A 24,462-nucleotide genomic window follows, 5' to 3' on the forward strand; every position below is an offset into this window, starting at 1 on the left:
CTGAAAACCCTTGCCACGCCGTCAATTTGCCCCTCACCCTAAATGCCTCTCCCAAGCTGGGCTACTGTGTATACACAAGTGTGAAAGTTGAATCGGTAGGTGATCGCAGAGTCAACGGTGAATGCCAAAACCCTGCTTGGGGGGCAGCCCCCCAACCCCCCCGTGGCAGAGGACGGTTGCGTCCCCCGCACCCCCTCCAAAACGATGCGATCTCGGCGTGAATGGCAACCTTCCTTCATCTCATTGGGTCTTCAAGCAAGGGCAAACGGGTGGCAAGGGGAGCGGTTGGTTTTTGAAGTGGAAGCAATGTTTGACCGATTCTCGTCGCGCTAGACTTGAAGCCCCAACGCTAGACCCTTTCGGGGGGTTTGGGGGAGTTAGGACCCCAAAAGGCGGGGGACTGGGGGGAAGTCCCCCAGAGCCAGTTTCTAACGAAGCCGAGATCTGTATACACGGTAGCCCACAGCGGGAGAGGGACTTTGATCATTTCCTCTTCTACTCAATGGGAGAAGGGGCTAGGGGATGAGGGTCAGCCTTTTGGCGTTTCAAGTATGTAATTGCCTTTTGTTAAGGTTCAAGGGCGCATATAAATGTATGCGCTTTTTTTATGCCCTGTTTTTTATCGCTGACTTTGGCGATTGAAGCCGCTGCTACAGTTACAAAATCCGCCTTCGCAGATTACCCAAATAGCTGCGGAGTCTGGGGAGGCAGGCTTTGCTTGTGCAGGCGTGGGTTCAACTGCCAACGACAGGAGTGTTGCTCGGACAACATCATAAGAATTTTTACTGCAAAGGGATAAATTATTAAGCAGTATTTGCTAACGTTGCTGTAGCTTGTTGTGAAGGAACTCATGAATGCCTATGGATACGCCCATTGCATCTGCTTCTAAGCCGAACATTACTCAATTTGAACTGTATCCTATCAAGCCTCCCCGTGCTGAGGAGAAAAGTTTCAACTCAGACTCAGTCCTCGGTTACTTCGTCAGAAGTACCGCACCCATTAACGTCGATGAGGAAGCTTCCCTCAAACCGCAACCGACTAACAAATCGGCTGTGGAAGAACTTAAAAACATTGCCCGGTATTTAGTGGAAGCAACCCATCCTGAAATTATCATTGCAATTCATGGTTACGGCACGCAGCGATCCGATGCCGAAGAGCGATATCGCAAAATCCACAACTATGCAGAAACGATTTGCCGTCCAGATTCAGCCCTCTTTCTGGGATATCTGTGGCCCTCTGAAAAGCCAACGGGTGATCCATCCATCGTTGGTGGATCATTTCGAGACAAACGGAAAAATGCTTTTCAAGCTTTTCCGATTTTTCCCTCTAAAATCTTTCGGGTGGCACTGTTGCTAGTTCTGGGCGTTACTCCCCTGCTGGCTTTTACCGCATCCTATAATGTTCTACTAACTAATGCGCTACTGATCTTCCTGTTAGTCGCATCTGCAATTGCCTTTGCAACTTTGCTGAGCCTGGTCTTACTACGGCTTTCAGCCTATTTTAGAGACAACTACCGCGCTACCAATTTTGGTGTGCCTGATCTGGTAGAGCTATTGCGACAAATTGACCTGGCAGTGATTGAAGCGGATGAAAAGGGCAAATTTGATCCGAGTTCCTGCAATCCGCACAAAGTTAAGCTCACCTTTATTGGTCATAGTATGGGCGGTTTTGTCGTGACCAATGCCATCCGCATTCTGTCCGATGTTTTCGACCAACTTTCGATTGAAAAGAGACCCGCCTCTAATATTGGTCGTATCTTTTGTCTGTCCCGTTTAATTTTAGTGGCTCCTGATATTCCAGTCGAAACGATCATCCCCCGACGGGCGAATTTTTTGCGTTCTGCCCTGCGGCGATGTGAAGAGGCATACGTGTTTACGAATGAAGCCGATTTAGCCCTGCGTCTGGCATCAACGGCAGCAAATTACATTAGCTTTCCCAGTAAAAAACGCTCTAGTGGTTATCGGTTAGGAAATTTGACCGTCGCACGGTTTAGCGGAGCGGGCGATCGCAAAACAACCAAATTAAAAGATGAAAAATATGGCATTGTGAACCGTGAAAACGACACCTTTGGCTCTCCTTACAGCTATCTAGAAATTCGGGCATCGGATCAAGAGCACCAAAAACTCAGTGAAATCAGAGCCTTCCAACAAATTGAAAAAGAGAACACGGAAGACCTCAAAAATGCCCCAATTTCAGATCTGTTTACCTATTTCGATTGCACAGATTACGTGGACTACCAGGACAACCTGACCCATCCGAAAAAACAAAGCGAACCCAAAGGGGTTGTCAGCTTTGCCAAACGAAAACCAGCGCTCAACTTCATCGACTACATTAGGGTGGGTTTCGCTTACTTTTTTGGTGGCTCCCAATCAATCAACGTTCACGGAGGCTTTTTTGACGGCATTTTTTCCCAAAAGCTAATCTATAACCTTGCCTTTATGGGGTTTCAAAAAACACTCAAATCCCTGGCTGACCAGGAAGAACTCAAGCATATTCCGTTTGATGACCTACCCTTAGACACCAAACAGCAGTTACTGGATCAATTGTCAGAACAGTGCCGCAAAAAGCAAATTCAAGTGGTTCTCGCTCCCATCCGCCATCGAAAAGACATCCTGGGACAGTGAGAACTCACTTGCCCAACAATTTCACCAGCCCAATACCGCCGAAGTAGAGTGTCACGATCGCCCCACCCAATAAACTCTGGGTGAGGGGATCGGTGGAAGGAGTCAGTACAGCCCCGATAATTGCGGCACCTAGCAACACCAAGCGCCACCCTGCCAGCATTTGGTTGGAAGAAACAATCCCCAGTAAGCCCAGCAATGCCTGAATGATGGGTACCTGAAACGCCAGTCCTGTGCTGAACAGGAGCAACAGAACAAATTCAAAGTAGCGATCGATCGACCACAGTTGCTCAACCACATCCGCTCCATAGGAGATGAAAAAGTTGAGTGCCGCCGGAATCAGAGCCACATAGGCAAAGAACAGTCCACCCACAAACAGAAAGCTAGAACCAAACACAATCGGACCCAGTAACCGTCGCTCTTTGCGGGTCAAGCCGGGGATTACAAACGCAATAATCTGGTATAAAATCACCGGACTGGCAACCAGAATGCCGCTGTATGCCGCCACCTTGAGCGAAACAAAGAAATATTCTCCTGGTGAAAGCTGAAGAAACTTAACTGGACCCGCTGGAACTTGCAACACTTGCACGATCTGTTTTACGACCGTGAAACAGCCCACAATGCCAATTCCAACAGCAATCAAAGCATAAAAAATCCTCTGGCGCAGCTCTTCCAGATGGTCAAACAGCGACATCTCCACATCATCAATCAGGTCATCCTCATCAACCACTGCCGATGAGGAAGTCATTACCGCATCGTTCGCGGTTGAATCGGCGGAGTCAGCACCCGACTCTTGTTCAGGTTTAGCGTCTAGTTCCGGAGATGCGGTCATTGGCTGGATAGTATGCGATCGGTTGTTACCTATTGTATCGGGGGTAGAGGAGAGTTAGGAGTTGAGAGTTGAGAGTTGAAAATAACCAGTGACCAATGACCAATGACCAATGACCAGTGACCAGTGACCAACCACCAAAACCCATCAATCATGCAAATCCCTCTCCCAGACAGCGACATAAATTCGGTCTTTGTCGTTCCGCTGAATGACACCTTTCAGGTTTCCTTTGGAAAAGGTGTATTCATTGGACTGCCGCTGGTACACCCGCTGTAACTCATCGATCGCCTCACCGGGGGCACTGCCGCCCATCATGCCGTTGAGGGCAACTTTCATCTGCATCAGGTCAACGGATTGGGCAAAGGAAGCTTCCGTCTGACGCACATTTCCATTGGAGATGTCATAGATGTAAGCGAGGGTGACGGCATTGGGAACCACTTCGTACAGGGCAGTGCGCGTATTTTGCCAGAAGCCTTTCCCCTCCTGGGTTGGCTCTCCTAGAGAGGCTTTAATCTCACTTTCTCGGGTACCCGTGGCAAAACCCCGAATTCGAGTGGTATCTGGAGCGGGGGTAGGCTCAGAGGGTGGGGGTGTCTCCGCTGGTGGGGTCTCTTCAACAACAGGAGGGCTGGGTTCAGGCGAAGGGCTGACCGTGGGGGAAGGGCTGGGGCTTGGTTCGGGAGACTCGACCACTGGAGGCGGCGACGGTGGGGGGGAAGGACTCACTTCTTCCACGATCGCCTCTGGGGGTTGCATAGCTCGGAACCAGAAGGATGCCAGGGTCACACCCACCAGCGTCAAAAAAGACAATCCCAACAGGAGCAGCAGGGGATTGGTACGTGCTGAACGCCGCTGGAGTCCAGGCGCAACGGTTGGTTGATTGATGGTGTGGTCAGCGTCCGGCTGGGTTTGCCAGGGAGCAGGTTGCTGGGGTGAGATGGGTAGGGTAGCCGCCGTGCGGGGTGGGGGAGGACTGGGAGGCAGGGTTGTCGTGGGGAGAGGAGCGATTCCGGCAGAAGAACCGTCCGGCAGGAGCGCCAGCCATTCATCGATACTGGCAGGGCGATGGCGCACTTCGATCGCCATTCCCCGGATCACTGCCTGATTCACCGCTGGACTCAGTTCGGGTCGCAGGTGGCGTGGTTCAGGCATGGGCTGGCGATCGCGCAGGATCGAAGCCACGGGAATCTCAGCCGTCAGCAGGCTGTATAGAGTGCCTGCCAGTCCATAAACATCCGTTGCTGGGGTGCGCTTTTCCTTGGCGATATATTGCTCAATCGGCGCATAGCCGGAAGAAATCAGATTCGTGTGAGTCTGGGTTGAACCGGGGGTAAACTCGCGGGCAATCCCAAAATCAATCAGCACGACCTGATCGGTTCCCTGACGCAAAATTATATTTTGGGGCTTGATGTCGCGGTGGAGCAAGCCATTCTGGTGAACCACCTTCAGCGCACTGGCGACTTGCCGGATGTAGTGAAGCGCCGTCGTTTCTGGCAGGGGATGGTGGGGAAAAACAACCTCTTCCAGGGTGGGACCAGGAATGTAGTCCATCACCATATATGCCCGACCGTCTTCCAGGAAGAAGTCACTTACCCGCACAATATTGGGATGGACACAGAGTGCCAGACGGCGGGCTTCATCCTGAAACTTGCGCTGATAGTCTCCGTAACTGGGATCGTACTGAAATGCTTCATTCGGAGTTTTGATCACCACCACTTGACCCAACAGGTGATGGGTTGCCTTGAACGTAATGCCAAAGCCGCCCCGACCTAATTCCTGATCCAGGGTATACTTCCCACCTTGAAGCCTTGTACCAATTAATACATCCATCACAGGTCTTGAATTCGAGTTCAGTTTCCCAATTCGTTTAACTCATAATTCATAAAGCATAACTGAACTAAAAGGGTAGACCGAAGCCAAAATGGAACCGGGTGTCTCCACCATTGCTGATGCCCAGTTCAGTCCGAATAATGCCAATGGGAGAGTTAAACCGCAAGCCAAACCCTGCACCAAAGCCACTTCCAGGCAAATCGCGCACTTCCCCAGGCTCTCCTGGAACATTATCCTGAGTGCCCAGAGCTGAACCAAAATCGGCAAAGACGACTCCACCAATAAATTTAAAGATGGGGAAGCGGTACTCTACAGACCCTTGAACATAGCTGCGTCCCACAGCGACATCACCGAAATCGTAGCCTCGGACTGAGTTCACCCCCCCCAGAATAAAGGCATTATAAGGGGGTAAATCGCCCAGGTAAGTGCCTCCCTGAAGGTTAAATGCCAACACTTGAGGCTGGTCGCCTTTTAGCCCACTGATGATATTGACCGGAATAAAGTAGGAATAGTGGGCATCCAGCCGATTGCCAAGGACGTTCCCCCGCCCAATTGGGAAATATTGTTGGGTCGAGAGGCTGAGGATAGAACCAGTGCTGGGGTTAATTGGGCTATCCCGCTGATCCCGTACAGCATTAAAGGTGAGGGCAAACAGGTCATCAATGCCGCTGTCGCTGAGGGTCAGAGGCTGACCAGCACCATCGGTCGCAAAGGGGGTACCATCGCTATCGCGAATACTGACATTGGTATAGCTGAATCCGAGTGTCCCCATCCAGGTGGGTCCAATCGGTCGGTTGAGGCTGATCGCCCCACCAAAACGCCGTTCTCGAACGCGATCGCCATTTGGTAGCCGGTAAGGGTCATCAAAAACGCGGGAAAGCCCTTGCCGCCGAAATAGCTCCACTCCATAGCCCGGAGTCTCCGGATCCGTCTCCCGATAAGGGCTGACAAAGCGGGCATCAAACTGCACATCCCGCACCCCTACCAGTACACTTCCAGACATGCTCTGTGCCAACCCACCAAAGTTTCTATCCTGGTAGCTAACACTGCCAAACACACCCAAATCAGTGTTGTAGCCACCCCCAAAGTTAAAGCCGCGCGACTTCCCTTCTACCACGTTATAAACCACGGTTGTGCGACGGGCATCTCCCTCAAAGCTGACACTAACGCTATCAAAAATCCCCAACTCATTGAGCCGCATTAAATCTTGGCGCACCACCTGGTCTTGAAAAACCTGCCCCGGTTGCAGCTTAATCTGCCGCCGGACAAAGTTTGCCTGAGTGCGATGACGCAGGGGTTGCCCTTTATCATCAACGGGCTTGCCCTCCTGGTTGACAAACCGTACCTGAACATCGCCGACAGCCCCTTCCGCCACTGTCATAATCACAGTCCCGTCACGGGTAGGTTCCAGAGTCAGCACCCGTGCCAGAGCATAGCCATTCTGGGCATACCACTGGTTTGTGCGTTGCACTGCCTGGGTCAGGGCAGCGGGGCTAATGGTAGCTCCCAGTTGAGGCTGAAACAGTTCTTCCACCACATTCTGGGTCAGAACCTGTGCCCCCGATAGCTGAATCCTCTGCACAACGGTCGGGGTTACCCGAAACACCACACTAATCCCATTCGGGTTGGGACGACTGCTAACCGTGGCAGTGGCAAAAAAGCCACTCTCTAAGATTTCTGCCACATCTTGCTCTAGCTGGGCAGTACTAGTTTGTCCACCGGGCTGGGTTTTGATGTTTTGGCGAACGACCTCTTGCAGTTCTGTGTCAACCCCCTCGATCGCAACACTGGTAGCGGTCACTGCCAGTCCAGGAGCAATGTTAGGCTTGCTCGGTGGTGGTGGAACAGTCGCCGGTTTGCTGGAAGGGGGCGGTGGGGTGTTACGAATATCGGGAACCGTGACTTGAACGGGAGGAGGCACAGAAGGAGCCGTCGGGAGAGGCGGCGGCGGGGATGCGGCTGGCTGGTCTGGCATCACCCAGATCGGATCTGAAAAGGAGGATGGCTGGGTGTTTTCAGGCACAGAGGCAACACCCGGAGCGGCTTGAGGGGGGAGTGGCGTAGCCGGTTCCGTTTCAGCGACATCCACTGTTTGATAGCGCTGGTAAAACTGGGAGTCTGGAGTAGGGGCAGTCTGGGCGCTGACAGGGCTGTTTGCCAGGAGAAACTGACCGATCGCCAGGGGAGGAAGGGCGATCGCAGAAACCACCAGATATCTGGGCAACCACGCCAGAGAAGGCTTCTCAGAAGTAGGCAGTGAAGAAATCAAAGCAAGTTAGGAGCGAATTGACTCAGCATTTCAACAGCGTTTTCTGTCTCATGGAAAAACTGGGCTTGCCAGAGATGCCCATTCATTTTGCACACCTGCACCAAAATCGACGCTTTCTTTACAAAAGAATGCAAATTTTTAGGGGTCAGGTGCCAGGGATGGACTTGCACGAGCCTGCTCTATAGCAGAAGAAACTGCCCAGAGTGTTAATCTGAGTTGGGTGCTAGAGGATCCAGCTTTTCACGTCTGGAGTGTAGACGAAATTTGAGGAATGCGCTACATCTAGAGCCTAAACTTTAAATTAATTGCTCCATGACCCTAGATGTAAAGGCGCTAATTTTTCAGTACTGATGTCCTATTTATGAAGTTAGAACCGTATTCAAGCCTGAATTACACGCTTTTAGGGATGGTTAAAACATTTACTGGCAAAGCATCGGGCAAACCCCGACATCTGAAAAGTACTTTGGGCGAGTTAGTGCTCACGGCGAAACAATCCGAGCAGCTTCAGGTTGAAACCTATCGTCAAATCAGCCTCCATTTGGAGAATTGCTGTCTAAGGCGCAGCGCCATCGTGTCCTAAACTCCTAACTTTACAGAGTTACAATTTTAAGGCGTATTCTCGAAAGACCTATGACATTAACCCTTGACCTGTCACCAGAGCTAGAGCAGTATCTTTTACAGGAAGCCAATCAACAAGGGCTTTCAGTAGAGGAATTGGTATTGCAACTTTTAGTAAATTCTATTTCGTTGAAGCAAAAACAAACTGAAGCAGTCAACTTGCTCCAGTCTTGGATTGATGATGAGGATGTGGAGGAACAGCAAGAAACAGGTCAGTATTTGATTCATGCCTTAGATGATGATCGGTTATCTGAGCGAAAGTTGTTTCCACTTGACATGAAGGGTGTAACTTGGTGAGCCGAGTCATCACTTTAGATACTGGTCCGCTTGGTCTAGTCACGAATCCAAGGTTATCTGCTGAGAGTATTGCTTGCGCCCAATGGCTTCAGACCCACGTTACAGTAGGGAATCGCGTCATTATTCCAGAAATTGCAGATTACGAGGTTCGACGTGAATTGTTACGAGCAAATAAGACAAAGGGGATTGCTCGTCTAGATGATTTAGCCAAGTTTCTTGAGTATTTGCCGATTACAACGACTGCAATGCGTCAAGCGGCGCAGCTTTGGGCACAGGCTCGTCAGCAAGGGCAACCGACAGCGGGTGACAAAACGATTGACGGTGATATGATTTTGGTGGCTCAAGCAATGACTCTCGGAGTCGCAGGTGTTGTCATTGCGACAACGAATATAGGGCACTTATCGAGATTTGTTGCAGCCGAATTGTGGCAGAGCATTCCTCCAAGTTGATCGCCACCTAACACTGCGTTGGTGCGGACGGAACAGAGGTGATCGGCGAGAGTTCAAGATTGTCGCCACCGCACAACTTCACCGTTAGACCGCTTGGAGTTATCTGTGAGATCGCGGTCGAGGACTGGCTGTGGCAAGTTTAGAGAATTGAAAAAATGATAAGTTGGAGCATTTGGGAATCTGATGGCAACAGTGTGGCCCTGGGCGTTGTTGAACACAGACATTGCGAAGTTTGTAAAAGAGATCGCCCCTTCACAATTCTGCTCGAATATTGATATGCTCACCTTTATTGGGTCTTTTTATGGATTACGGAGAAACGTTACTTGCTGTTGTGTGACCTATGAACCAGCATACAAGACGGGTAATCTAAGGTTATTGGGTTGTAGAGTGCCCAAGCTTGAAGGGATGTAATAGCCAAGGAAAAACGAAAGAGGAGGCTCTGTCAACCATCAAGGAAGCGATCGCAGGCTACGTGACTGCACTAGAAGAAGATGGCTTGTCTATCCCAGAAGACAACTTTGCAACATTCTTGGTGTCCGTGTGAGTAAGCATCCAAACGATCCAACCCTTAAATTTGAGCTTTTAAGTCAGATAAGGTGTAGGAGCTTCAAAGCTTTCACCATTGCGTAATCAACCCATCTCCCTCAATTCGCAGCCGCCTTCCTCGCCAATACACACCACGACCAAACGCTCCCACAACCCAACTGGCAAAGCTGAGTAAGTCGCGCAAGGGAAGCAGCCACAGCCATCCCATCAGTTTCAGCGCACCGATACTGGAAATGGCGACTAAGGCTTGCAGATAACGAATGGTAAAGGTTAACAATGTCAGAGCGATCGCCCAGCCCGCAAACCCAGATACCAGCAGCAACGGCAGGCAATAAACCGTCCCAAAGCAAAACACCATCGTGTAGTACTGTGCCCCCCGGTTGAAACGAATTGTCCTGGACCAGCGCAACTCCCGCTGAAATACCTGCTGTACGGTTTCAGTCCCCGTGTCCGAATCCAGCACATAGGGAGACAACTCTACCCGATAGCCTGCCTCTGCCGCCCGTTTGCCAATGTTATAGTCCGAACCAATCCGATTCATCTGCAATCCCCCGTATGCCTCCAGGGCAGAGCGACGGGTGGAGATCGTCGCTCCCACGGCACAGCGCAACCCTCCATCCAGCGATCGCGCAATCAGCAGACTGGGAATGAAATCGACACACCGCCCCAGGGAGGCGATCGCGGCTCCCACATACTGAGGCTCATAACCAATAAACGCACAGGTCACCATCCCAACTTGCTCATCCCCCAAAGGGGCAGTGACAGTATGTAAATAGTCCGAATGAACCCGGATATCGCTATCGGCAAAGACAATTAGATCATATTTTGCCTTTTCCAGCAAATAACTCAAGTTACTGTCTTTATAGTTAAAGCCCCGTGGTTCTAATCCCTCATACAGCCTCACCCGCTCAGGATAGGCAGCGATCAGGTCTTTGATCACTGGAATACAGGGATCCTGGGGATCCGTGACCCCAAACAACACCTCATAGTCAGGATAGGTCTGGGTGCAGAGGGAAGTCCAGTTATCCCATGCCCCAGCATCAACCCCACAGGCAGGGATCAAAAGGGAGATGGGAGGGTGGGGAAGGGAAAGGGTGAAGGGGAGAGGGGGGGAGTTGGTGCCTTTGGCTGTTGAATGGTCTCCCTGATGTTGGGAATTTGAGAAGAACTGGTAAGTGAAGAAAGCGCAGGCAAAGTAGAAGGCAATGGAGCCAATGATCAGGACAGTTAGCAGGGTTTCAACAACAGGAAACATTGAGGTTTGCTTGAAGGGTTAGAACATAGGGGACAGGGCGAGATACCCTGAGAATCAAATAACAAAATGAGATAATCCCACTGAGTTTGTCATGATATAGAATCCCTGTCTAAAATTGTTGCTTACACCCCTCACTCTTGATTTCTCCCTATGAACTGGTGGCAACGGCTGAAAAACAATAATCTGGCGCGATTTGGAGCAGTGGTGCTACTAGTGTTTTATCTGTCAGTAATTTTTGCTGAGTTTGTCGCGCCCTATGACCCCTACAGCTCTCAAATCGATGGGGCACTGTTGCCACCAACCCAGATTTACTGGAGAGATCAGGCTGGGCAGTTGATTGGTCCCCATGTTTACCCCACGATTCAGGGACCTGTAGATTTGGAAACGGGCGATCGCCAACTGATCGTTGATCGTAACACCCCCTCTCGCCTCAGGCTGTTTGCCCAGGGTGAAGAGTACCGCTTCCTCCAGATCAAACTGCCCTTACCCACCCGGTTTTCTCTGACCGACCCCAGATTTGAAGAAGTCGAACTTTTTCCCGGCATTCCTGGCAACCTGCATCTGTTTGGTACCGATGGCATTGCCAGGTTCAATCTACTCGGTACTGACGAGCAGGCAAGAGACCAGTTTAGTCGTCTGATCTATGGTGGACGGATTAGCCTCAGCATTGGTTTAGTTGGAATCGCCATTTCATTCCCACTAGGAATGCTGGTAGGTGGCATTTCTGGCTACTTCGGAGGATGGATTGACAGTAGCCTGATGCGTCTGGTGGAAGTGCTCATGACGATTCCCAGCATTTACCTGCTGGTAGCATTAGCCGCCGTCCTCCCCCCCGGTCTGACCAGTGCTCAACGCTTTCTGCTAATTATCTTGATTACCTCTTTCATTAGTTGGGCGGCGCTGGCAAGAGTGATTCGGGGACAGGTACTCTCTTTGAAGGAGCGTGAGTTTGTTCAGGCAGCAGAAGCTATGGGGGGCAAGTCGCTTTATATCGTCGTTCGTCATGTCCTACCCCAGACCTTGACCTATGTCATTATTTCAGCCACCTTAGCTATTCCCAGTTTCATCGTGGCAGAGTCTGTTCTCAGTTTGATCGGGCTTGGAATTCAGCAACCAGACCCCTCCTGGGGAAATATGCTATCCCTGGCAACCAACGCCTCCATTCTGGTTCTACAACCCTGGCTGATTTGGCCCCCCGCCATTCTGATCATTCTGACTGTTCTGGCATTTAACCTTTTGGGCGATGGTCTACGCGATGCTCTCGATCCGCGTAGTTTGCAGCGGTGAGTCGGAGTTGTTAGTTGGTGGGTACTTCCGAAATCGGATGATGACTGGAACAGAGTCGCTTTATCACGTAAAGTGATGGGATGTAGAAACAGATGTAACATTTTCATGTCTGCCCAGCTTGAGCCTGAATGAGCACCGAAAATTATCTTAATCACCCCAACTTTGGCTTGCTGTTCAGGGTATGCCTGGTCGATGAAAATCGCGAGTTGTTTACAACCCTGTATGCCCAGCGCCTGTTTTTTCTGGTCGCCAATGGTCAGGATGGATTGGAGTTTGAACCCATTACCCGAACCGATGCCCGCATCATGGTCGAAAACCGGATGCGCATCCTGCGCCGTGGAGGACAGTATCAGGATCACGATCGCATCCAAGTGGTTTATAAGCAAACATTTCAATGAGTTCGTTTCCTCAACCTGGGAGTACAATTTCAGAGCGCATTTCTGAGATTCGCCAAACCCTGCCTGCCTCTGTCCGGTTAATCGCTGTGACCAAGCAGGTTTCGGTCGATGCCATGCGTGCAGCCTACGATGCCGGAATCCGTGACTTTGGCGAAAGTCGGGTACAGGAAGCAGAGGCAAAACAAGAACAGCTTCGCGATCTGACTGATATTACCTGGCATTTAATTGGGCATCTGCAAACCAACAAAGCCCAAAAGGCGTTGGAACGGTTCCAATGGATTCACTCAATCGACAGCTTAAAGTTGGCTCAACGCCTCAGTCGGTTAGCGGAACCACTACCCCAAAAACCTCAGGTTTTACTACAAGTCAAACTATTGCCAGACCCTGATAAATATGGCTGGTCAGCCTCCGATTTGCTTAATGACTTATCTGAATTAGATCAATGTGAGCATCTCAAGATCTCAGGGTTAATGACCATTGCCCCCTTAGGCTTAAGTGACTCAGAATTATTGACTATTTTTCAACAAACCCGCGACCTGGCTAACAAAATTAATCAACAAAGTTGGTCCCATCTCTGCACTGACCAGCTTTCAATGGGGATGTCAGGCGATTACTTGCTGGCGGTCAAAGCGGGTACGACGATGGTACGCCTGGGGCGCATCCTGTTCGGCGATCGCCCAAGCAGTATCAATCTCCCCCAAAGGGGCAACTAAATACAATAACTTTAGACTTTTAGGAAAAACCTTTAGAGATTGTTAAATGCTTGCATGGAGTGGCAAGCATCTTTTTTTTAGATATTTCGCTTCAAAATTGAGTAAGTGGTCTATGATTGCTTGCTCTGATAACGATTTTCGTGAATCCTCCAAGCTTTAAACGAAAAAACGTGAACAACCTATCCATTTCAGGAATGTGGATGTATACTAAACTTTCAATTCAGCCAAACAGGCGGGATGCCTAAATATATTCGTTTGCAGATTGAGCCATTAACGTAAGTCGTTTGGCTATCACTACAACCCCTAAAGGCAGTCCTAAATTCTCGACAATAACGACTAGATATGTTTTTGAGTTTCTAGTCATCCGCATAGATTCATAACTAAACCCTGATCGTGATGGAGCGTGAACAGTGAGCAATCTATTCAGCAAACTACGGGATTTCGTTGGCTTTAATGAGCAGATGGATTACGAGTACGAGTACGATGAAATGGATGGTGGGGATTATCAAGATCTCTATCAGCAGGAGCATGTTCCCCAACCAATGCCCCAGCCAGCCCAAGAAGATTTGCGGACTCGTCGTAGTCGGTTCCGCGATCGCCCAGTGTCAATGGGTGCAGATGTGGGGATGGGATCTGCTCCCAGCATGAGCAATGTGATTGGAATGCCGGGTGCTGTAAACGGTATTTCTGAAGTGATGGTGATGGAACCCCGCTCCTTTGAAGAAATGCCCCAGGCAATTCAGGCATTACGTGAGCGCAAGTCCGTTGTCCTCAACCTGACGATTATGGACCCCGACCAAGCACAACGAGCGGTAGACTTTGTGGCTGGGGGCACCTACGCGATCGATGGGCACCAGGAACGGATTGGCGAAAGCATTTTTCTGTTCACTCCCAGTTGTGTTCAGGTTAGCACTCAAGGCACAACAGGCTTTGAAGCGCCTGTTCAGCAGCCCCAGGTGCGCATGCCCCGTCAGGCTCCTCCCTCTGCTGCCTGGTCAACGGAGCAGATCCGGATGGCGCAATAGTTGTTGTTGGTTATTAGATGTTAGTTGTTAGAAGTCATATCTATCTCACAACTAACATCTGATCGCTAACGACTTGAGGAGGCGTTTGGTGGCAATTAAATTTAGTATGATTGGTGGCGGGGTAATGGGCGAAGCTCTTTTATCCCGCCTTATTGTGCAGGGGATTTATGCCCCCCAGGATGTACTGGTCAGTGAACCCCAGGCAGAACGGCGATCGCTGCTGGCAGAACGTTACAACGTGCAGGTTACTGAAGATAATCAGGCAACCTGTGAAACCGAAGTTTTGATGCTGGCAATTAAGCCACAGGTATTTGAGCAAGTTGTGGCGGGGTTGTCTAGGGTGCCTCACCCATCAGAACCTGAACCACTGATCATTTCTATTCTGGCAGGGACTCCTCTGAGTAAACTCGAGAACGCTTTTAGCGGACTGCCAATCATCAGAGCAATGCCCAATACCCCAGCCACCGTGGGAGCGGGCATGACTGCGATCGCCCCCGGTACCCATGCCCAACCCCATCATCTGGAGCAGGCACAGCGAATTTTTCAAGCTGTGGGAGAAGTCGTGGAAGTCTCTGAATCTCTGATGGATGCGGTGACTGGACTTTCCGGTTCTGGTCCGGGGTTTGTGGCAATCATGGTCGAAGCCTTAACCGATGGGGGAGTCGCGGCTGGTTTGCCCAGAGCGATCGCAACCCAACTGGCATTACAAACGGTTAAAGGCACCGCCCAACTGTTGCAAGAATCAAACATGCATCCCAGCGAACTGAAAGACCGGGTCACCAGTCCGGGTGGCACGACCATTGCAGGCATTGCTCAACTGGAACGATCCGGTTTTCGCTCATCTGTGATTGAAGCAGTCCAGGCGGCTTATCGGCGATCGCAAGAACTGGGACGCTAATCAAACCAGCCTCCAGAGACCTCCGAAGTCTTAAAGACTTCGGAGGTCTTCGCTTGTTTACCTTCCCCTCTACAAGATCCACCTTTTTCCCGGATCTACCAATTAGGGAGAGAATTATGCATTATTACGCTCGTTCTTAGGTTCACCCAAACGAGTCAATTTCCTATTTTGATCCTAATGTGATTAGAAATATTTGCAGATGGGTGTGTGGGAGCAGCACCCCTTTCAACCCCACACTCGCATCTACTGCATTGACCACTTAAATTGATATGACTTCATTTCAAAACTGCCAATTCTTGCTTTCCTGGTCAAGCTCAGCCCTTTGGTTCCTGACTTTGGATTCAGGTTTGAAGTCAAAGCCAATGACCAATGACCAATGACCAATGACCAATGCCCCCCTGAATCATGGGTGCAGCCATTACCGATTCCCCTTTCTTTAATCAACTATGGAACATCTGGCTGTACAGTTAATCGTCGCTATCCTCTGCGCTGGCATTGCAAATATTCTGATCCCACGCCGGATTCCCGGTCGTTTTCTAGGGCTAATGCTGACTGGACTGGTCGGTGTTTGGCTGGGTGAAGTTGTCTTTAACTTCCTCCGGGATCAGTATGGGTTGAGCCATGATGCCCTGGACTGGGCAATTTTAGGAGTTCCGCTGATTCCTTCCCTGATTGGTTCGTTGGTTGTCCTCTATATAGTGACCACCTTTTTTCGCTGGGGGCGCTATACCCACTAAGCGTCTGGGTATGCTTGACGAAGGGTTTACCTGACTTCATTCTCAAGCCCCTCACTTCCCATGCCTGCAATTGAGCAGAAAACTGTCTTTACCCAGCCATTTCTGGAATTAAACAACCAGGGACACAGTATTCAACTGTTTCTAACCCAGGAGCAGCACCTTTTAGGAAGGGATCCCAAACGGGCAGATTTGCTGGTTCCGACGGACTGGCAAATGGTCTCTGGATGCCATGCTTGCTTGCGTCGAGAAGGAGAAGACTACTGTATCTATGACGGGGACGGGGATAAACCCAGTACTAACGGGTTGTTTCTTAACCGCACCCGCATCACCCCTGCCAAAGGCTACTTACTGAAACCAGGCACGGAACTGCGAATTGGGCAAAATTCCCGCAGTCAGGTTTTGCTGACCTACCGTAACCCCTTTGGTTCAGATGCGGTTGAACTCCCCGATAAACGGGCAATTTCTTTGAAAAATCGGTCTGTCCTGCTGGGGCGAGATCCCCAGGCAACCCTACAATTGGAAGCTCCGATCATTTCCCGCCGCCATGCCACGATTGAGCCGGATAGTGGCGATCGCTACATCCTGCGGGATCACAGCATGAACGGGGTGTTCGTCAATGGCGAACGGGTTAATGGAAGCACATTTTTGACGGAGGGAGCCACCGTCCAGATTGGACCTTTTACCCTGGAATTGCAGGGAGACAAGCTGGAAGTGGTAGATCGGGGGAACCAGATCCGCCTGGATGCCTGGGAACTGGTGCGGGAGGTAAAAGACCAGCGCCAGCAACCGCGTCGCCTGCTGGATGAGATTTCATTGGCGATCGAACCGGGACAGTTTGTTGCTCTGGTCGGCGGCAGTGGGGCAGGCAAGTCTACCCTGATGCGCACCTTACTGGGCATTGATCCCACCGATCGGGGTATGGTCTATTTGAATGGCAATGCTCTGCGCCACAACTTTGGCATCTACCGTTCCCAGATTGGCTATGTGCCCCAGGATGACATTGTGCATCGGGAACTGACGGTTGCTGAGGTGCTGACCTATGCTGCCCGGTTGCGTTTACCCGCCGACACGGATGTGGCAGAAGTGGTCAGCCAAACCCTGGCTGAAATTGAGATGGAAGAACACCGTAATGTGCTGGTCAGCAGGCTCAGCGGTGGGCAGCGGAAACGGGTCAGCATTGGGGTAGAACTGCTGGCAGACCCCAAGCTGTTCTTTCTGGATGAGCCGACTTCGGGGCTAGATCCGGGGCTGGACAAAAAGATGATGCAGTTGCTCCGCAAGCTGGCAAACCAGGGGCGCACCGTCATTTTAGTCACCCATGCCACGGCAAATATTACCCTGTGCGATCGCATTGTTTTTGTAGGTCGGGGTGGACGACTCTGCTATTTTGGTCCTCCTACAAAAGCACTCAAGTTTTTTGATGTCACCTCCGATGACTTCGCTGATATTTACAACGAGTTAGAGCGGGGCGAAACCGTTGTCCGCCACTGGGCAGAAAAGTTTCGCCAGTCCGATGATCACTGGCATTACGTCACAGGGCATTTGAGTCCTGGAAATTCAACCAAGCGACCAGTTCTCGCTTCTCCCAGCCAGGGAGCGTCTTTCGTTAAACAGCTTTTTCTGCTGACCCAGCGCTACTTTCAACTGATTGTACGTGATCCGATCAATCTCGGATTGGCTCTGTTAACGGCCCCCCTGAGCATTGGTTTAATTACCCTGGCAATCCGTAATAGAGATCCCTTCCTTTTCGGCGACACTCCCGATCCAACTTTGGCTCCCCTGGCGCTGCGAGTGTTGTTTGTGTTTACCTGTGCGGCTCTCTGGGTGGGACTTTCCAGTTCCCTGCAAGAAATTGTTAAAGAGTCTGCCATTTACATGCGGGAGCGGTTGATTAACCTGGGCTTGTTTGCCTATTTAGGTTCTAAAGCATTGATTCTTTCGGGTTTGGCTTTACTGCAAACCCTATTGATGGTCGCCGTGATTCTAATTGGATTTGCCGATCCCAATTCAGCCTTGCTGCCGTGGAGTGCCGGATTGGGAATAACGACTTTTCTCACATTGATTGCTTGCATGAGTATGGGGCTAATGATTTCGGCAATCGTCCACAATAGCACTCAGGCAAACAGCGCCCTGCCCCTACTGCTGTTGCCTCAGATTATTTTTTCCGGTGTGCTGTTCAGCATCGAAGGATTTACCAGTAAAGTTTCCTGGTTGATGCTAAGTCGTTGGTCAATTGGTGGCTATGGCAGTCTGGTCGATGTGAATAGTATGGTGCCAGAACCTACCCGACTTCCCGATGGCAGCACAATTCCACTTCCGTTTGAAGCCAGCAATGTTTATAGCCCAACCTGGAATAACCTGTGGCTCAATTGGGGAATGCTCTGTCTCCATGCAGTTATTTATCTGGTGATTACCTTCTGGGTGCAGAAGCGGAAGGACATTTTCAGGTAGTTTTTAGTAGTTGGTTTTTAGCTGTTGGTGTCAAAGCAAAATCTTCGGCTTTTTGGAAGAAGGGCGATCGTGCTGGGCTGACAGTTCTATGGAACCTGCTGTAGATCCACCCGGAGCGTGGAGAGCTACAGCAAAGCTCTGTACAGTAAGTTTTAACCCTTGACTCATCGGTGAGGGCTGTAGCGCAAAGCGATCAGTTGGCATCCAAGATAAAGATGCCGTGCATCTCTCTAAAGATCTGAAATTATGCCGAAAAATTCGGGCTATCTAGCCTGAGCGGGGTACTATGCGGAAATAATCTGCATAAGTATTAAATTTAGGGTATTATACCGAACCATTCTCCCTATCCACCTACTACGGGATCTTAGGCAGAAAATTTCAGTCTATTAATAGTTATGCGCCATGATGTTGTTATGTACCTGACGGGTCAGCCATGAGCGATAAATCTCCCCTTTTTGTCAGTTCGATGGAATTGATTGCTCACGCGGTTGAGCTTTACCGCGCCAATAAGCCTCGAAAATTCAAATTTGTTATTCTGCACTTAGCCAATTCAGTCGAGCTGATCTTGAAAGACTTGTTGATTGACAAAGGCGAAAGTATTTATAAGCCAAAACAGCCTCAAACAATTGGCATCTGGGAAGTATTTGACAAACTTGCTGATCATAATGTCATAGTGCCGGAACGTCCAATTATTGAATTGCTTATCGACGATCGCAATACAATTCAGCATAGATTTGGATTTCCTGATGCAGAGAGCGTTTTCTACTACCTGGAATGCATAATCTTTTTTTAAAAAGGATACTTAGCGATGAGTATGGTGTTGATTTGTCAGATGTATTGAAATCACACTTATCGCAAGATGAACTCGCATTTATCGGACTCGCTCAACAAATTGAAGAGAACGAACATGCACTCGATCCGTTATTTCAGATTTCTCCTGAGTCGGCTGTTCTGCAAGCATACAACCTTGTTGAGGAACGATTATTGAGACTGACGGTAACACCCGGCGACGAGATTGGTCGGAGGGCTTTAATGGATTTATCCCGCAAAATTCCACATCTCATAGACAATCTTGCAATAAAGGGGTACATCCCGCACGAAACGGCACATGAATTTCGTTTTTTTCGTGATCTCCGTAATCGCGCTGCTCATGCCGCACATTTTCGCGAAGAAGAACAGGACGTTGACTGGGCTAAGGGGCTTGAAATAGCAAAGAAATTGTTGGACGGACTTGATCGAGCAATAGAAGATGGATTTGACCCATCATCACCACCTAATGGTGCATAACAACGCCCATGCACACCGTGACGCAAAGCTTATCTGCGGCGGGTGATGGGCAACGTTAGGTGTTAAATCACAAATTACGAAGACGAAATGACTCTCTCGAGATATGCAATTGAAGCTATGGGTTACACTGAGTATCCCTTGACTGATGTGATAGCAGTTCATTTTGGGATTCTTAGAGCTTACTCATTGCGGGGAATGGTATTTCAGCAAGACTGCGAGGGAAAGCAGTCAGACGTGGTATCTATCGCAGATCGTTGTACTGTTGTAATCGCTCAATCAATTAATAAAGCTTCAAAAATATTAGTTGGGGACGTATTTGCCGAAGATGAGGAGAAGTGGTTATCTGATAAGAAAGTAAATCCGCCTTTCCTCTTACTTTATTTTAGAGAAGCTTCTCCAAGGGAATTGCGAGGAGGATATAGGCAGGAAAAGGATGGCTGTATTTATACTTATGATGCTTTTGACAAAAAAGAAATTAGGGAGTGGGAAGACGAAGCTATTCCAGGTATCGTGACATCTTTAACGGTTCATCTTTCGACACTAGAACAGCAAGTCGATCTTGTACCAATAGAGCGCAGTATTTTCGGTGTCACAAGCAAAGGGCAAACACTTTTTGACCTAAAATTCACTTTTAGCGGTAGCCTCGATGTGTCTTCTCCGAAAAGTCTTGAACAAATCAACACATCATTAGAAAAATCGAAAGGGTTATTGCCCGTTCTAACTAAAGATACGTGTAGGCATTTTTATGCAGCTCTTAATGAATCTGATAAATTGAAAAAATTCCTTGGTTACTTTCAATTTATAGAGAGATACACTCACAGTACATATAAGTCATTGAATTACAGTAACAACGTGCAAGAAGCTTTCAATGTGCCTGATCGTGTAAAAGAACCAGCTACAAAGTTTTTTGAAAAAATATTTGTGGACTCGAAAAATTTATCGCAACGGTTCCATTGGTGCTCAATAATTGCTTGGGAAAGGATTGAAGAGAGTGATGTAGCGTGCTTCCTAGAGATGAAAAAGATCCGTGATCAGCTAAGCCACGGTGAACATATTGAAGAAAAAGAGTTACCAATAGACAAAGCAAAAGCACTGGCACTGAAACTACTTGGCACAAACTAAACCTAACAATCGCAATGCACCGGAACAATTCAGTATGGTTGTTGCATTATAAAGGTATTGGTGTCCGGTGATTGCGAACGTTATGTTGCTTCAGCCAGCTTCATCAGCCCATACGAAATTACCCCTCTGGACAAACTGACTGTGCAGCTAAAACGATGAGCAGCCTATAAATAAACAATCTATGCCAAATGCAGATTTGCCGACTGAATTGATTCCAGTAGACCTGGGTGATGGCGTTATCGCTCAAGTTGAAGTCACCGAAACTGGGCTGGAAAAAGTCAAGGCAGGCACCCTACCGTTTGATGCGTGGGTAAGGCGATCGCCAAAATTTCCCAAGTCATAGTAGCGCCAATTCAAGCGGCAAAGCCAACCAAAGCTACAGTGAAATATGGTCTGGCGATCGGGATTGAGCAGGGCAGTTTAGTTGCCGCCATTGTCAGGGGTACAGGCACTGCCAATTTAGAAATTACCCTGGAGTGGGAAAATAAGCCAAAATTAGACAAGCCTGCCTCTTAACGCCCCCAACTTGGCTATGTCGTCATCCCGCGATCGCCCATCTCGTAGGTCGGGTTGAACACCGTCAAGCTTTTCCTCATTAGCTTTCGGCTTCGGCAAACTGAACATCCACAGACCCTGGCGTGGTTTGGATGTTGGGTTATTCTGCGGGGAAGCAAGCTACATGCTTCAACCGAACCTACAACAAAAGCCAGAGGCTTGATTAAAATACAGTTCCATCGCTTTCAATTTGAATGGGTGGAACGCCGCCAGGACGTTTTTCTGAAGCGATTTTGCGTCCGGCTGTCCAGGTGCCGCCTTGCAGGACTTTGACCAGGGGAAGTTCGGTGCTGGACAGGTTGAGTTTTTTCTGGATGGTTTCTGCAATCAGGTCTAACAAGATAACAGTCAAGGCTCGCCACTCCACAATGACTTCAGAACTGGGTAAATGGGGTTGCTGAAGCACAAGGGGGTCTTTGATCTGTAAAAGATCCATATCCACGCATAAGCCACCATTGCGATATTCCGGCAATCCAGTCATAGCGTCTAACCCGGTGATGGTGATTCCCAGCTCTTGTAATGGCTCTAATAGTGAGTAAGTGAGCCATTGGGAGAGTTTGTGGAAGGGAATGAAAGAGAGAGAGGGGAGAGGGGAGAGGGGAGAGGGGGGGAGAGTCGCATTGGGCAGTAGGGCAGAGTGGTACCAGACATCGCCTAGATTAACGCCTGCAAGGGTGATGCGCCCTGCCCAGATGTCGCCTAAGCCTTCCAAAATGGCTTGCAGAATAGTGCTGGCTTCTAGTTGACTATTCTGGGTCTGATCTAACAAGTAATTGACCAGGTAACCGGGACGGGGATTTTGCAGCCCGAACAGCTTTGGGTGCAGGGAAAGGGTTTGACCCAGGCGTTGCAGTAGTTCTGTACGTCCCTGCATACCGATTAAGGGATTGGCTGCACTAACCTGGAAGCCGTTTGCTAACTTTTCGGCTGAAAGCTGGTGAAGGGCGATTGCATCTGCCTGTAAGGGATTGGTTGCATCGCTGGAAAACAAGCCCTGGCAGAACAGATGGAAACTGGCAACTGCCAACCCCTCCGATCGCCTGAATACTTCGCCCGTTCCAGGTTCTTGATACTGCCACTGGGCACCCGCCCCGGCATCCAGTAATACGCTTGTAATGGCTAAATCAAACTTTGCCCAGGCTTTTTCCAGGGGAGTTAAATCGGTCAATTGCCGTTCCAGGTCAGCTAATCGAGAGGTACTTCCCACTTCAAAATGTCGCCAGCGACTATGGAATGGGATATCGAGGTCAGGGTAGGTTTCCCGCATGACCTGGATTACATAGTCAGCCGTTCCATCAAGCTGGCTCAAATTGCACCGAAAACAGCGCAACTGGTCAGCACAAGCCAACTCAAATAATTGCCCGCATCGTTCTCGAATGGCTTGGGGAGAACGGAGGTAGGCGATCGCATCTTGGTCTGCAAAAGGAGTTGTCATTTGGCTGGCAGATGAGCAACGGGAGAGAGAAGGCAGGAAAGCAGGAAAAACTTAGCCCTTATCTTTGTCTATCACCGGACTTAACCTGAAGCCCCTCTATAAGAGGAGATAGCTCATTCAAAGCTGCGATGCAATATAACACCTTGTTGTTGGTAAATATAATGAATCTTGCAGAGATAGAACCGTAGGACACCTCGAATAAAAGATTGTTTTAACAAGGTTTGGTCATCAGATTCAGATCTTGAGCAAGACGTGATCCGTCCAGCGGCGCAGCTCAACGTTCCACTTCAAACCTTAATTCTGCAAGCCTTACGTCAGACCATCCAAGCACCACCCATTTCCACCTCGCAATGGTCGGAGGTTATCTTGTCCTACGAAGGAACCCCTGACTTTCCTGCGGTTGAGTCCTACCGGAATGAACTCCTTCCGCCTCATGAACCGAAACTGTTCTAATGCGCTACCTACTCGATACCTGTGTCATCAGCGACTTCAAGCGACTTCATCAGAGGTAAAGCTGGCACTAAAGTTAGGCTCAAGCGAACTCCACCGGCTGACATCGCCGTTTCTGCCATTACTGTCATGGAGTTACGTTATGGTTTGGTACTTAATCCTCAGCGGGTTCAAAAGGTTGAACCCGCGATCGCCAGTCCTCTAGCCTCTGCAATCATTCTTCCGTTCAGCACGGTAGAAGCCGAACAAGCGGCTCAAATCCGCGCCGTCCTTAAATCTCGAGGACAACCAATGGGTGCTTACAATGTCTTGATAGCGACAACTGCACTTCAGAACAATCCTCTGATGGTCACAGCCAACCAGCGAGAATTTCGAGTACCTGGGCTGCAAACCGAAAACTGGCGGCAGTTATAGCAGACTATAATTCCTGACACCTGATACCTCTAGCATCACTGCCCATGAAAGCCAAAATCCGAGACACTGAAATTTACTTTGACGTAGAAGGTTCAGGACTGGTGCCAGACGGGTCACAAATGCGGGAGAAGCCAGTTGCATTCCTGATCCACGGAGGACCAGGGGCAGACCATACCGGATTTAAGCCCACCTTTTCGCCCCTGAGTCGGAAGATGCAACTGGTCTATTTTGACCACCGGGGGCAGGGCAGATCGGCACGGGGGGCAAAGGAAACCTACACCCTGGACAACAATGTGGAAGACATGGAGGCTCTACGGCAATACCTGGGGTTGGATCGGATTGTTGTAATCGGCGCTTCCTACGGCGGCATGGTTGCTCTTACCTATGCCAGCCGCTATCCAGAGCATGTGTCCCATTTGATTGCGATTGTGACCGTACCCGATTTCCGGTTTCTAGAGCGGGCAAAGGCAATTCTGGCAGAGCGGGGAACAGAGGAGCAGAAAGCGATCGCCCAACATCTTTGGGACGGTACCTTTACCAGCGAAGACCAGTTAAGAGACTATTTCCGCATCATGCGTCCCCTCTACTCCCTCAAAGCAGACCCGGATGCGGCACCGCCTAAGGCTTGGGAACGGGCGATCGTCTCCCCTGATGCGATTAACATTGCCTTTGGGCAATTTCTACGCTCCTATGATGTGCGGGACCAGCTCCCAAAAATCACCGCACCCACCTTAGTCATCGGAGCACGCCACGACTGGATCTGCCCCCCAGAATTTTCCGAAGAAATTGCCAACCTGATTCCCAACTCAGACCTGCGCATCTTTGAAAATAGTGGTCATGCCATCCGTGCAGACGAACCAGAAGCATTACTGGATGCGATCGCTGGGTTTATTGTCTACAAACGTTGAAGTGCAGCCGAGGGTAGGTGAGAGGTGGTAGCTATTCCTAAAGCCGCCACTCACCATTGACCACCTGT

Annotated in this window: 25 protein-coding genes and 1 pseudogene; 21 read left to right on the forward strand and 5 right to left on the reverse strand. The window is 49.7% G+C overall.

The annotated features are described in order from the left end of the window. The first annotated feature begins 99 nt into the window (after positions 1-99). Both AC1S52_RS06035 and AC1S52_RS06040 read left to right on the forward strand, forming a co-directional pair. A complete protein-coding gene (locus AC1S52_RS06035; protein WP_482028110.1) occupies positions 100-333 on the forward strand; it encodes a hypothetical protein in 234 nt (77 codons plus the stop codon). A 527-nt stretch (positions 334-860) separates the two neighbouring features. Then, on the forward strand, positions 861-2,624 hold the full coding sequence (locus AC1S52_RS06040) for an alpha/beta hydrolase (protein ID WP_482028111.1): 1,764 nt from the start codon (positions 861-863) through the stop codon (positions 2,622-2,624). 4 nt (positions 2,625-2,628) lie between these two features. Here AC1S52_RS06040 and tatC read toward each other — a convergent pair whose 3' ends face one another. The 3 genes from tatC to AC1S52_RS06055 all read right to left on the reverse strand — a co-directional run bounded on the left by tatC (position 2,629) and on the right by AC1S52_RS06055 (position 7,549). Continuing rightward, complete coding sequence (tatC, locus tag AC1S52_RS06045; protein ID WP_482028112.1) at positions 2,629-3,453, reverse strand: twin-arginine translocase subunit TatC; 825 nt, start codon at positions 3,451-3,453, stop codon at positions 2,629-2,631. A gap of 144 nt (positions 3,454-3,597) precedes the next feature. After that, a complete protein-coding gene (locus tag AC1S52_RS06050; protein ID WP_482028221.1) occupies positions 3,598-5,280 on the reverse strand; it encodes a serine/threonine protein kinase in 1,683 nt (560 codons plus the stop codon). A gap of 67 nt (positions 5,281-5,347) precedes the next feature. After that, complete coding sequence (locus AC1S52_RS06055) at positions 5,348-7,549, reverse strand: BamA/TamA family outer membrane protein (protein WP_482028113.1); 2,202 nt, start codon at positions 7,547-7,549, stop codon at positions 5,348-5,350. Positions 7,550-7,910: 361 nt separating this feature from the next. Here AC1S52_RS06055 and AC1S52_RS06060 point away from each other — a divergent pair, with 361 nt between their 5' ends. The 4 genes and pseudogenes from AC1S52_RS06060 to AC1S52_RS06075 all read left to right on the forward strand — a co-directional run. Further along, positions 7,911-8,129, forward strand: coding sequence for a hypothetical protein (locus AC1S52_RS06060; RefSeq protein WP_482028114.1), 219 nt, complete (start codon positions 7,911-7,913; stop codon positions 8,127-8,129). A 50-nt stretch (positions 8,130-8,179) separates the two neighbouring features. Then, a complete protein-coding gene (locus tag AC1S52_RS06065; protein ID WP_482028115.1) occupies positions 8,180-8,464 on the forward strand; it encodes a hypothetical protein in 285 nt (94 codons plus the stop codon). Then, positions 8,461-8,913 carry a PIN domain-containing protein gene (locus AC1S52_RS06070; protein WP_482028116.1) on the forward strand — a complete coding sequence of 151 codons (453 nt, stop codon included), beginning with the start codon at positions 8,461-8,463 and terminating at the stop codon, positions 8,911-8,913. The genes AC1S52_RS06065 and AC1S52_RS06070 overlap by 4 nt, the downstream gene beginning before the upstream one ends. Before the next feature lie 388 nt (positions 8,914-9,301). After that, positions 9,302-9,457: pseudogene (locus AC1S52_RS06075) on the forward strand (type II toxin-antitoxin system HicB family antitoxin); the annotation flags it as partial. Positions 9,458-9,529: 72 nt separating this feature from the next. On the opposite strand, the gene AC1S52_RS06080 reads toward AC1S52_RS06075, so the two are convergent. Beyond that, positions 9,530-10,714, reverse strand: a complete 1,185-nt coding sequence (locus AC1S52_RS06080; protein ID WP_482028117.1) for a glycosyltransferase — start codon at positions 10,712-10,714, stop codon at positions 9,530-9,532. A 150-nt stretch (positions 10,715-10,864) separates the two neighbouring features. Here AC1S52_RS06080 and AC1S52_RS06085 point away from each other — a divergent pair, with 150 nt between their 5' ends. The 12 genes from AC1S52_RS06085 (at position 10,865) to AC1S52_RS06140 (ending at position 21,148) form a co-directional block, all read left to right on the forward strand. Further along, complete coding sequence (locus AC1S52_RS06085) at positions 10,865-12,001, forward strand: ABC transporter permease (RefSeq protein ID WP_482028118.1); 1,137 nt, start codon at positions 10,865-10,867, stop codon at positions 11,999-12,001. 128 nt (positions 12,002-12,129) lie between these two features. After that, a complete protein-coding gene (gene pipX / locus AC1S52_RS06090; protein WP_482028119.1) occupies positions 12,130-12,399 on the forward strand; it encodes a transcriptional coactivator PipX in 270 nt (89 codons plus the stop codon). Next, positions 12,396-13,112: a YggS family pyridoxal phosphate-dependent enzyme gene (locus tag AC1S52_RS06095; protein ID WP_482028120.1), complete on the forward strand. Its 717-nt coding sequence runs from the start codon at positions 12,396-12,398 to the stop codon at positions 13,110-13,112. Before pipX ends, AC1S52_RS06095 begins: the two co-directional genes overlap by 4 nt. Positions 13,113-13,522: 410 nt before the next feature. Beyond that, entirely contained in the window at positions 13,523-14,137 is a 615-nt protein-coding gene (locus AC1S52_RS06100; RefSeq protein ID WP_482028121.1) for a cell division protein SepF, read from the forward strand. A gap of 88 nt (positions 14,138-14,225) precedes the next feature. After that, entirely contained in the window at positions 14,226-15,035 is an 810-nt protein-coding gene (gene proC, locus AC1S52_RS06105; protein ID WP_482028122.1) for a pyrroline-5-carboxylate reductase, read from the forward strand. Between the two features lie 446 nt (positions 15,036-15,481). Continuing rightward, complete coding sequence (locus AC1S52_RS06110; RefSeq protein WP_482028123.1) at positions 15,482-15,772, forward strand: hypothetical protein; 291 nt, start codon at positions 15,482-15,484, stop codon at positions 15,770-15,772. Between the two features lie 60 nt (positions 15,773-15,832). Continuing rightward, positions 15,833-18,223: an FHA domain-containing protein gene (locus tag AC1S52_RS06115; RefSeq protein ID WP_482028124.1), complete on the forward strand. Its 2,391-nt coding sequence runs from the start codon at positions 15,833-15,835 to the stop codon at positions 18,221-18,223. A 433-nt stretch (positions 18,224-18,656) separates the two neighbouring features. After that, positions 18,657-19,016 carry a hypothetical protein gene (locus tag AC1S52_RS06120; protein ID WP_482028125.1) on the forward strand — a complete coding sequence of 120 codons (360 nt, stop codon included), beginning with the start codon at positions 18,657-18,659 and terminating at the stop codon, positions 19,014-19,016. After that, a complete protein-coding gene (locus tag AC1S52_RS06125) occupies positions 18,998-19,510 on the forward strand; it encodes a hypothetical protein (RefSeq protein ID WP_482028126.1) in 513 nt (170 codons plus the stop codon). The genes AC1S52_RS06120 and AC1S52_RS06125 overlap by 19 nt, the downstream gene beginning before the upstream one ends. Before the next feature lie 87 nt (positions 19,511-19,597). Beyond that, complete coding sequence (locus AC1S52_RS06130; protein ID WP_482028127.1) at positions 19,598-20,632, forward strand: hypothetical protein; 1,035 nt, start codon at positions 19,598-19,600, stop codon at positions 20,630-20,632. A gap of 181 nt (positions 20,633-20,813) precedes the next feature. Continuing rightward, on the forward strand, positions 20,814-20,975 hold the full coding sequence (locus AC1S52_RS06135; protein ID WP_482028128.1) for a hypothetical protein: 162 nt from the start codon (positions 20,814-20,816) through the stop codon (positions 20,973-20,975). Next, positions 20,939-21,148, forward strand: a complete 210-nt coding sequence (locus AC1S52_RS06140) for a CU044_2847 family protein (RefSeq protein WP_482028129.1) — start codon at positions 20,939-20,941, stop codon at positions 21,146-21,148. Before AC1S52_RS06135 ends, AC1S52_RS06140 begins: the two co-directional genes overlap by 37 nt. Before the next feature lie 202 nt (positions 21,149-21,350). Here the strand turns inward: AC1S52_RS06140 and AC1S52_RS06145 are convergent, their stop codons facing one another. Then, positions 21,351-22,622, reverse strand: coding sequence for a URC4/urg3 family protein (locus tag AC1S52_RS06145; protein WP_482028130.1), 1,272 nt, complete (start codon positions 22,620-22,622; stop codon positions 21,351-21,353). 252 nt (positions 22,623-22,874) lie between these two features. Between AC1S52_RS06145 and AC1S52_RS06150 the strand changes: the two genes are divergently transcribed. The 3 genes from AC1S52_RS06150 to AC1S52_RS06160 are packed head-to-tail and all read left to right on the forward strand — an operon-like array spanning position 22,875 to position 24,394. Next, entirely contained in the window at positions 22,875-23,075 is a 201-nt protein-coding gene (locus AC1S52_RS06150) for a hypothetical protein (protein WP_482028131.1), read from the forward strand. 21 nt (positions 23,076-23,096) lie between these two features. Then, positions 23,097-23,486, forward strand: coding sequence for a PIN domain-containing protein (locus AC1S52_RS06155; RefSeq protein WP_482028132.1), 390 nt, complete (start codon positions 23,097-23,099; stop codon positions 23,484-23,486). Between the two features lie 44 nt (positions 23,487-23,530). Continuing rightward, positions 23,531-24,394: an alpha/beta fold hydrolase gene (locus AC1S52_RS06160; protein ID WP_482028133.1), complete on the forward strand. Its 864-nt coding sequence runs from the start codon at positions 23,531-23,533 to the stop codon at positions 24,392-24,394. Positions 24,395-24,462 lie beyond the last annotated feature (68 nt).

This window comes from Kovacikia sp. CALU 1929 (assembly GCF_056784235.1).

Coding starts and splice junctions, on each gene's coding strand:
- AC1S52_RS06040 (WP_482028111.1), top strand. CDS start 861: ATGGATACGCCCATTGCATCTGCTTCTAAGCCGAACATTACTCAATTT.
- tatC (WP_482028112.1), bottom strand. CDS start 3,453: ATGACCGCATCTCCGGAACTAGACGCTAAACCTGAACAAGAGTCGGGT.
- AC1S52_RS06050 (WP_482028221.1), bottom strand. CDS start 5,280: ATGGATGTATTAATTGGTACAAGGCTTCAAGGTGGGAAGTATACCCTG.
- AC1S52_RS06060 (WP_482028114.1), top strand. CDS start 7,911: ATGAAGTTAGAACCGTATTCAAGCCTGAATTACACGCTTTTAGGGATG.
- AC1S52_RS06065 (WP_482028115.1), top strand. CDS start 8,180: ATGACATTAACCCTTGACCTGTCACCAGAGCTAGAGCAGTATCTTTTA.
- AC1S52_RS06080 (WP_482028117.1), bottom strand. CDS start 10,714: ATGTTTCCTGTTGTTGAAACCCTGCTAACTGTCCTGATCATTGGCTCC.
- AC1S52_RS06085 (WP_482028118.1), top strand. CDS start 10,865: ATGAACTGGTGGCAACGGCTGAAAAACAATAATCTGGCGCGATTTGGA.
- pipX (WP_482028119.1), top strand. CDS start 12,130: ATGAGCACCGAAAATTATCTTAATCACCCCAACTTTGGCTTGCTGTTC.
- AC1S52_RS06095 (WP_482028120.1), top strand. CDS start 12,396: ATGAGTTCGTTTCCTCAACCTGGGAGTACAATTTCAGAGCGCATTTCT.
- AC1S52_RS06110 (WP_482028123.1), top strand. CDS start 15,482: ATGGAACATCTGGCTGTACAGTTAATCGTCGCTATCCTCTGCGCTGGC.
- AC1S52_RS06115 (WP_482028124.1), top strand. CDS start 15,833: ATGCCTGCAATTGAGCAGAAAACTGTCTTTACCCAGCCATTTCTGGAA.
- AC1S52_RS06120 (WP_482028125.1), top strand. CDS start 18,657: ATGAGCGATAAATCTCCCCTTTTTGTCAGTTCGATGGAATTGATTGCT.
- AC1S52_RS06125 (WP_482028126.1), top strand. CDS start 18,998: ATGCATAATCTTTTTTTAAAAAGGATACTTAGCGATGAGTATGGTGTT.
- AC1S52_RS06130 (WP_482028127.1), top strand. CDS start 19,598: ATGACTCTCTCGAGATATGCAATTGAAGCTATGGGTTACACTGAGTAT.
- AC1S52_RS06135 (WP_482028128.1), top strand. CDS start 20,814: ATGCCAAATGCAGATTTGCCGACTGAATTGATTCCAGTAGACCTGGGT.
- AC1S52_RS06145 (WP_482028130.1), bottom strand. CDS start 22,622: ATGACAACTCCTTTTGCAGACCAAGATGCGATCGCCTACCTCCGTTCT.
- AC1S52_RS06160 (WP_482028133.1), top strand. CDS start 23,531: ATGAAAGCCAAAATCCGAGACACTGAAATTTACTTTGACGTAGAAGGT.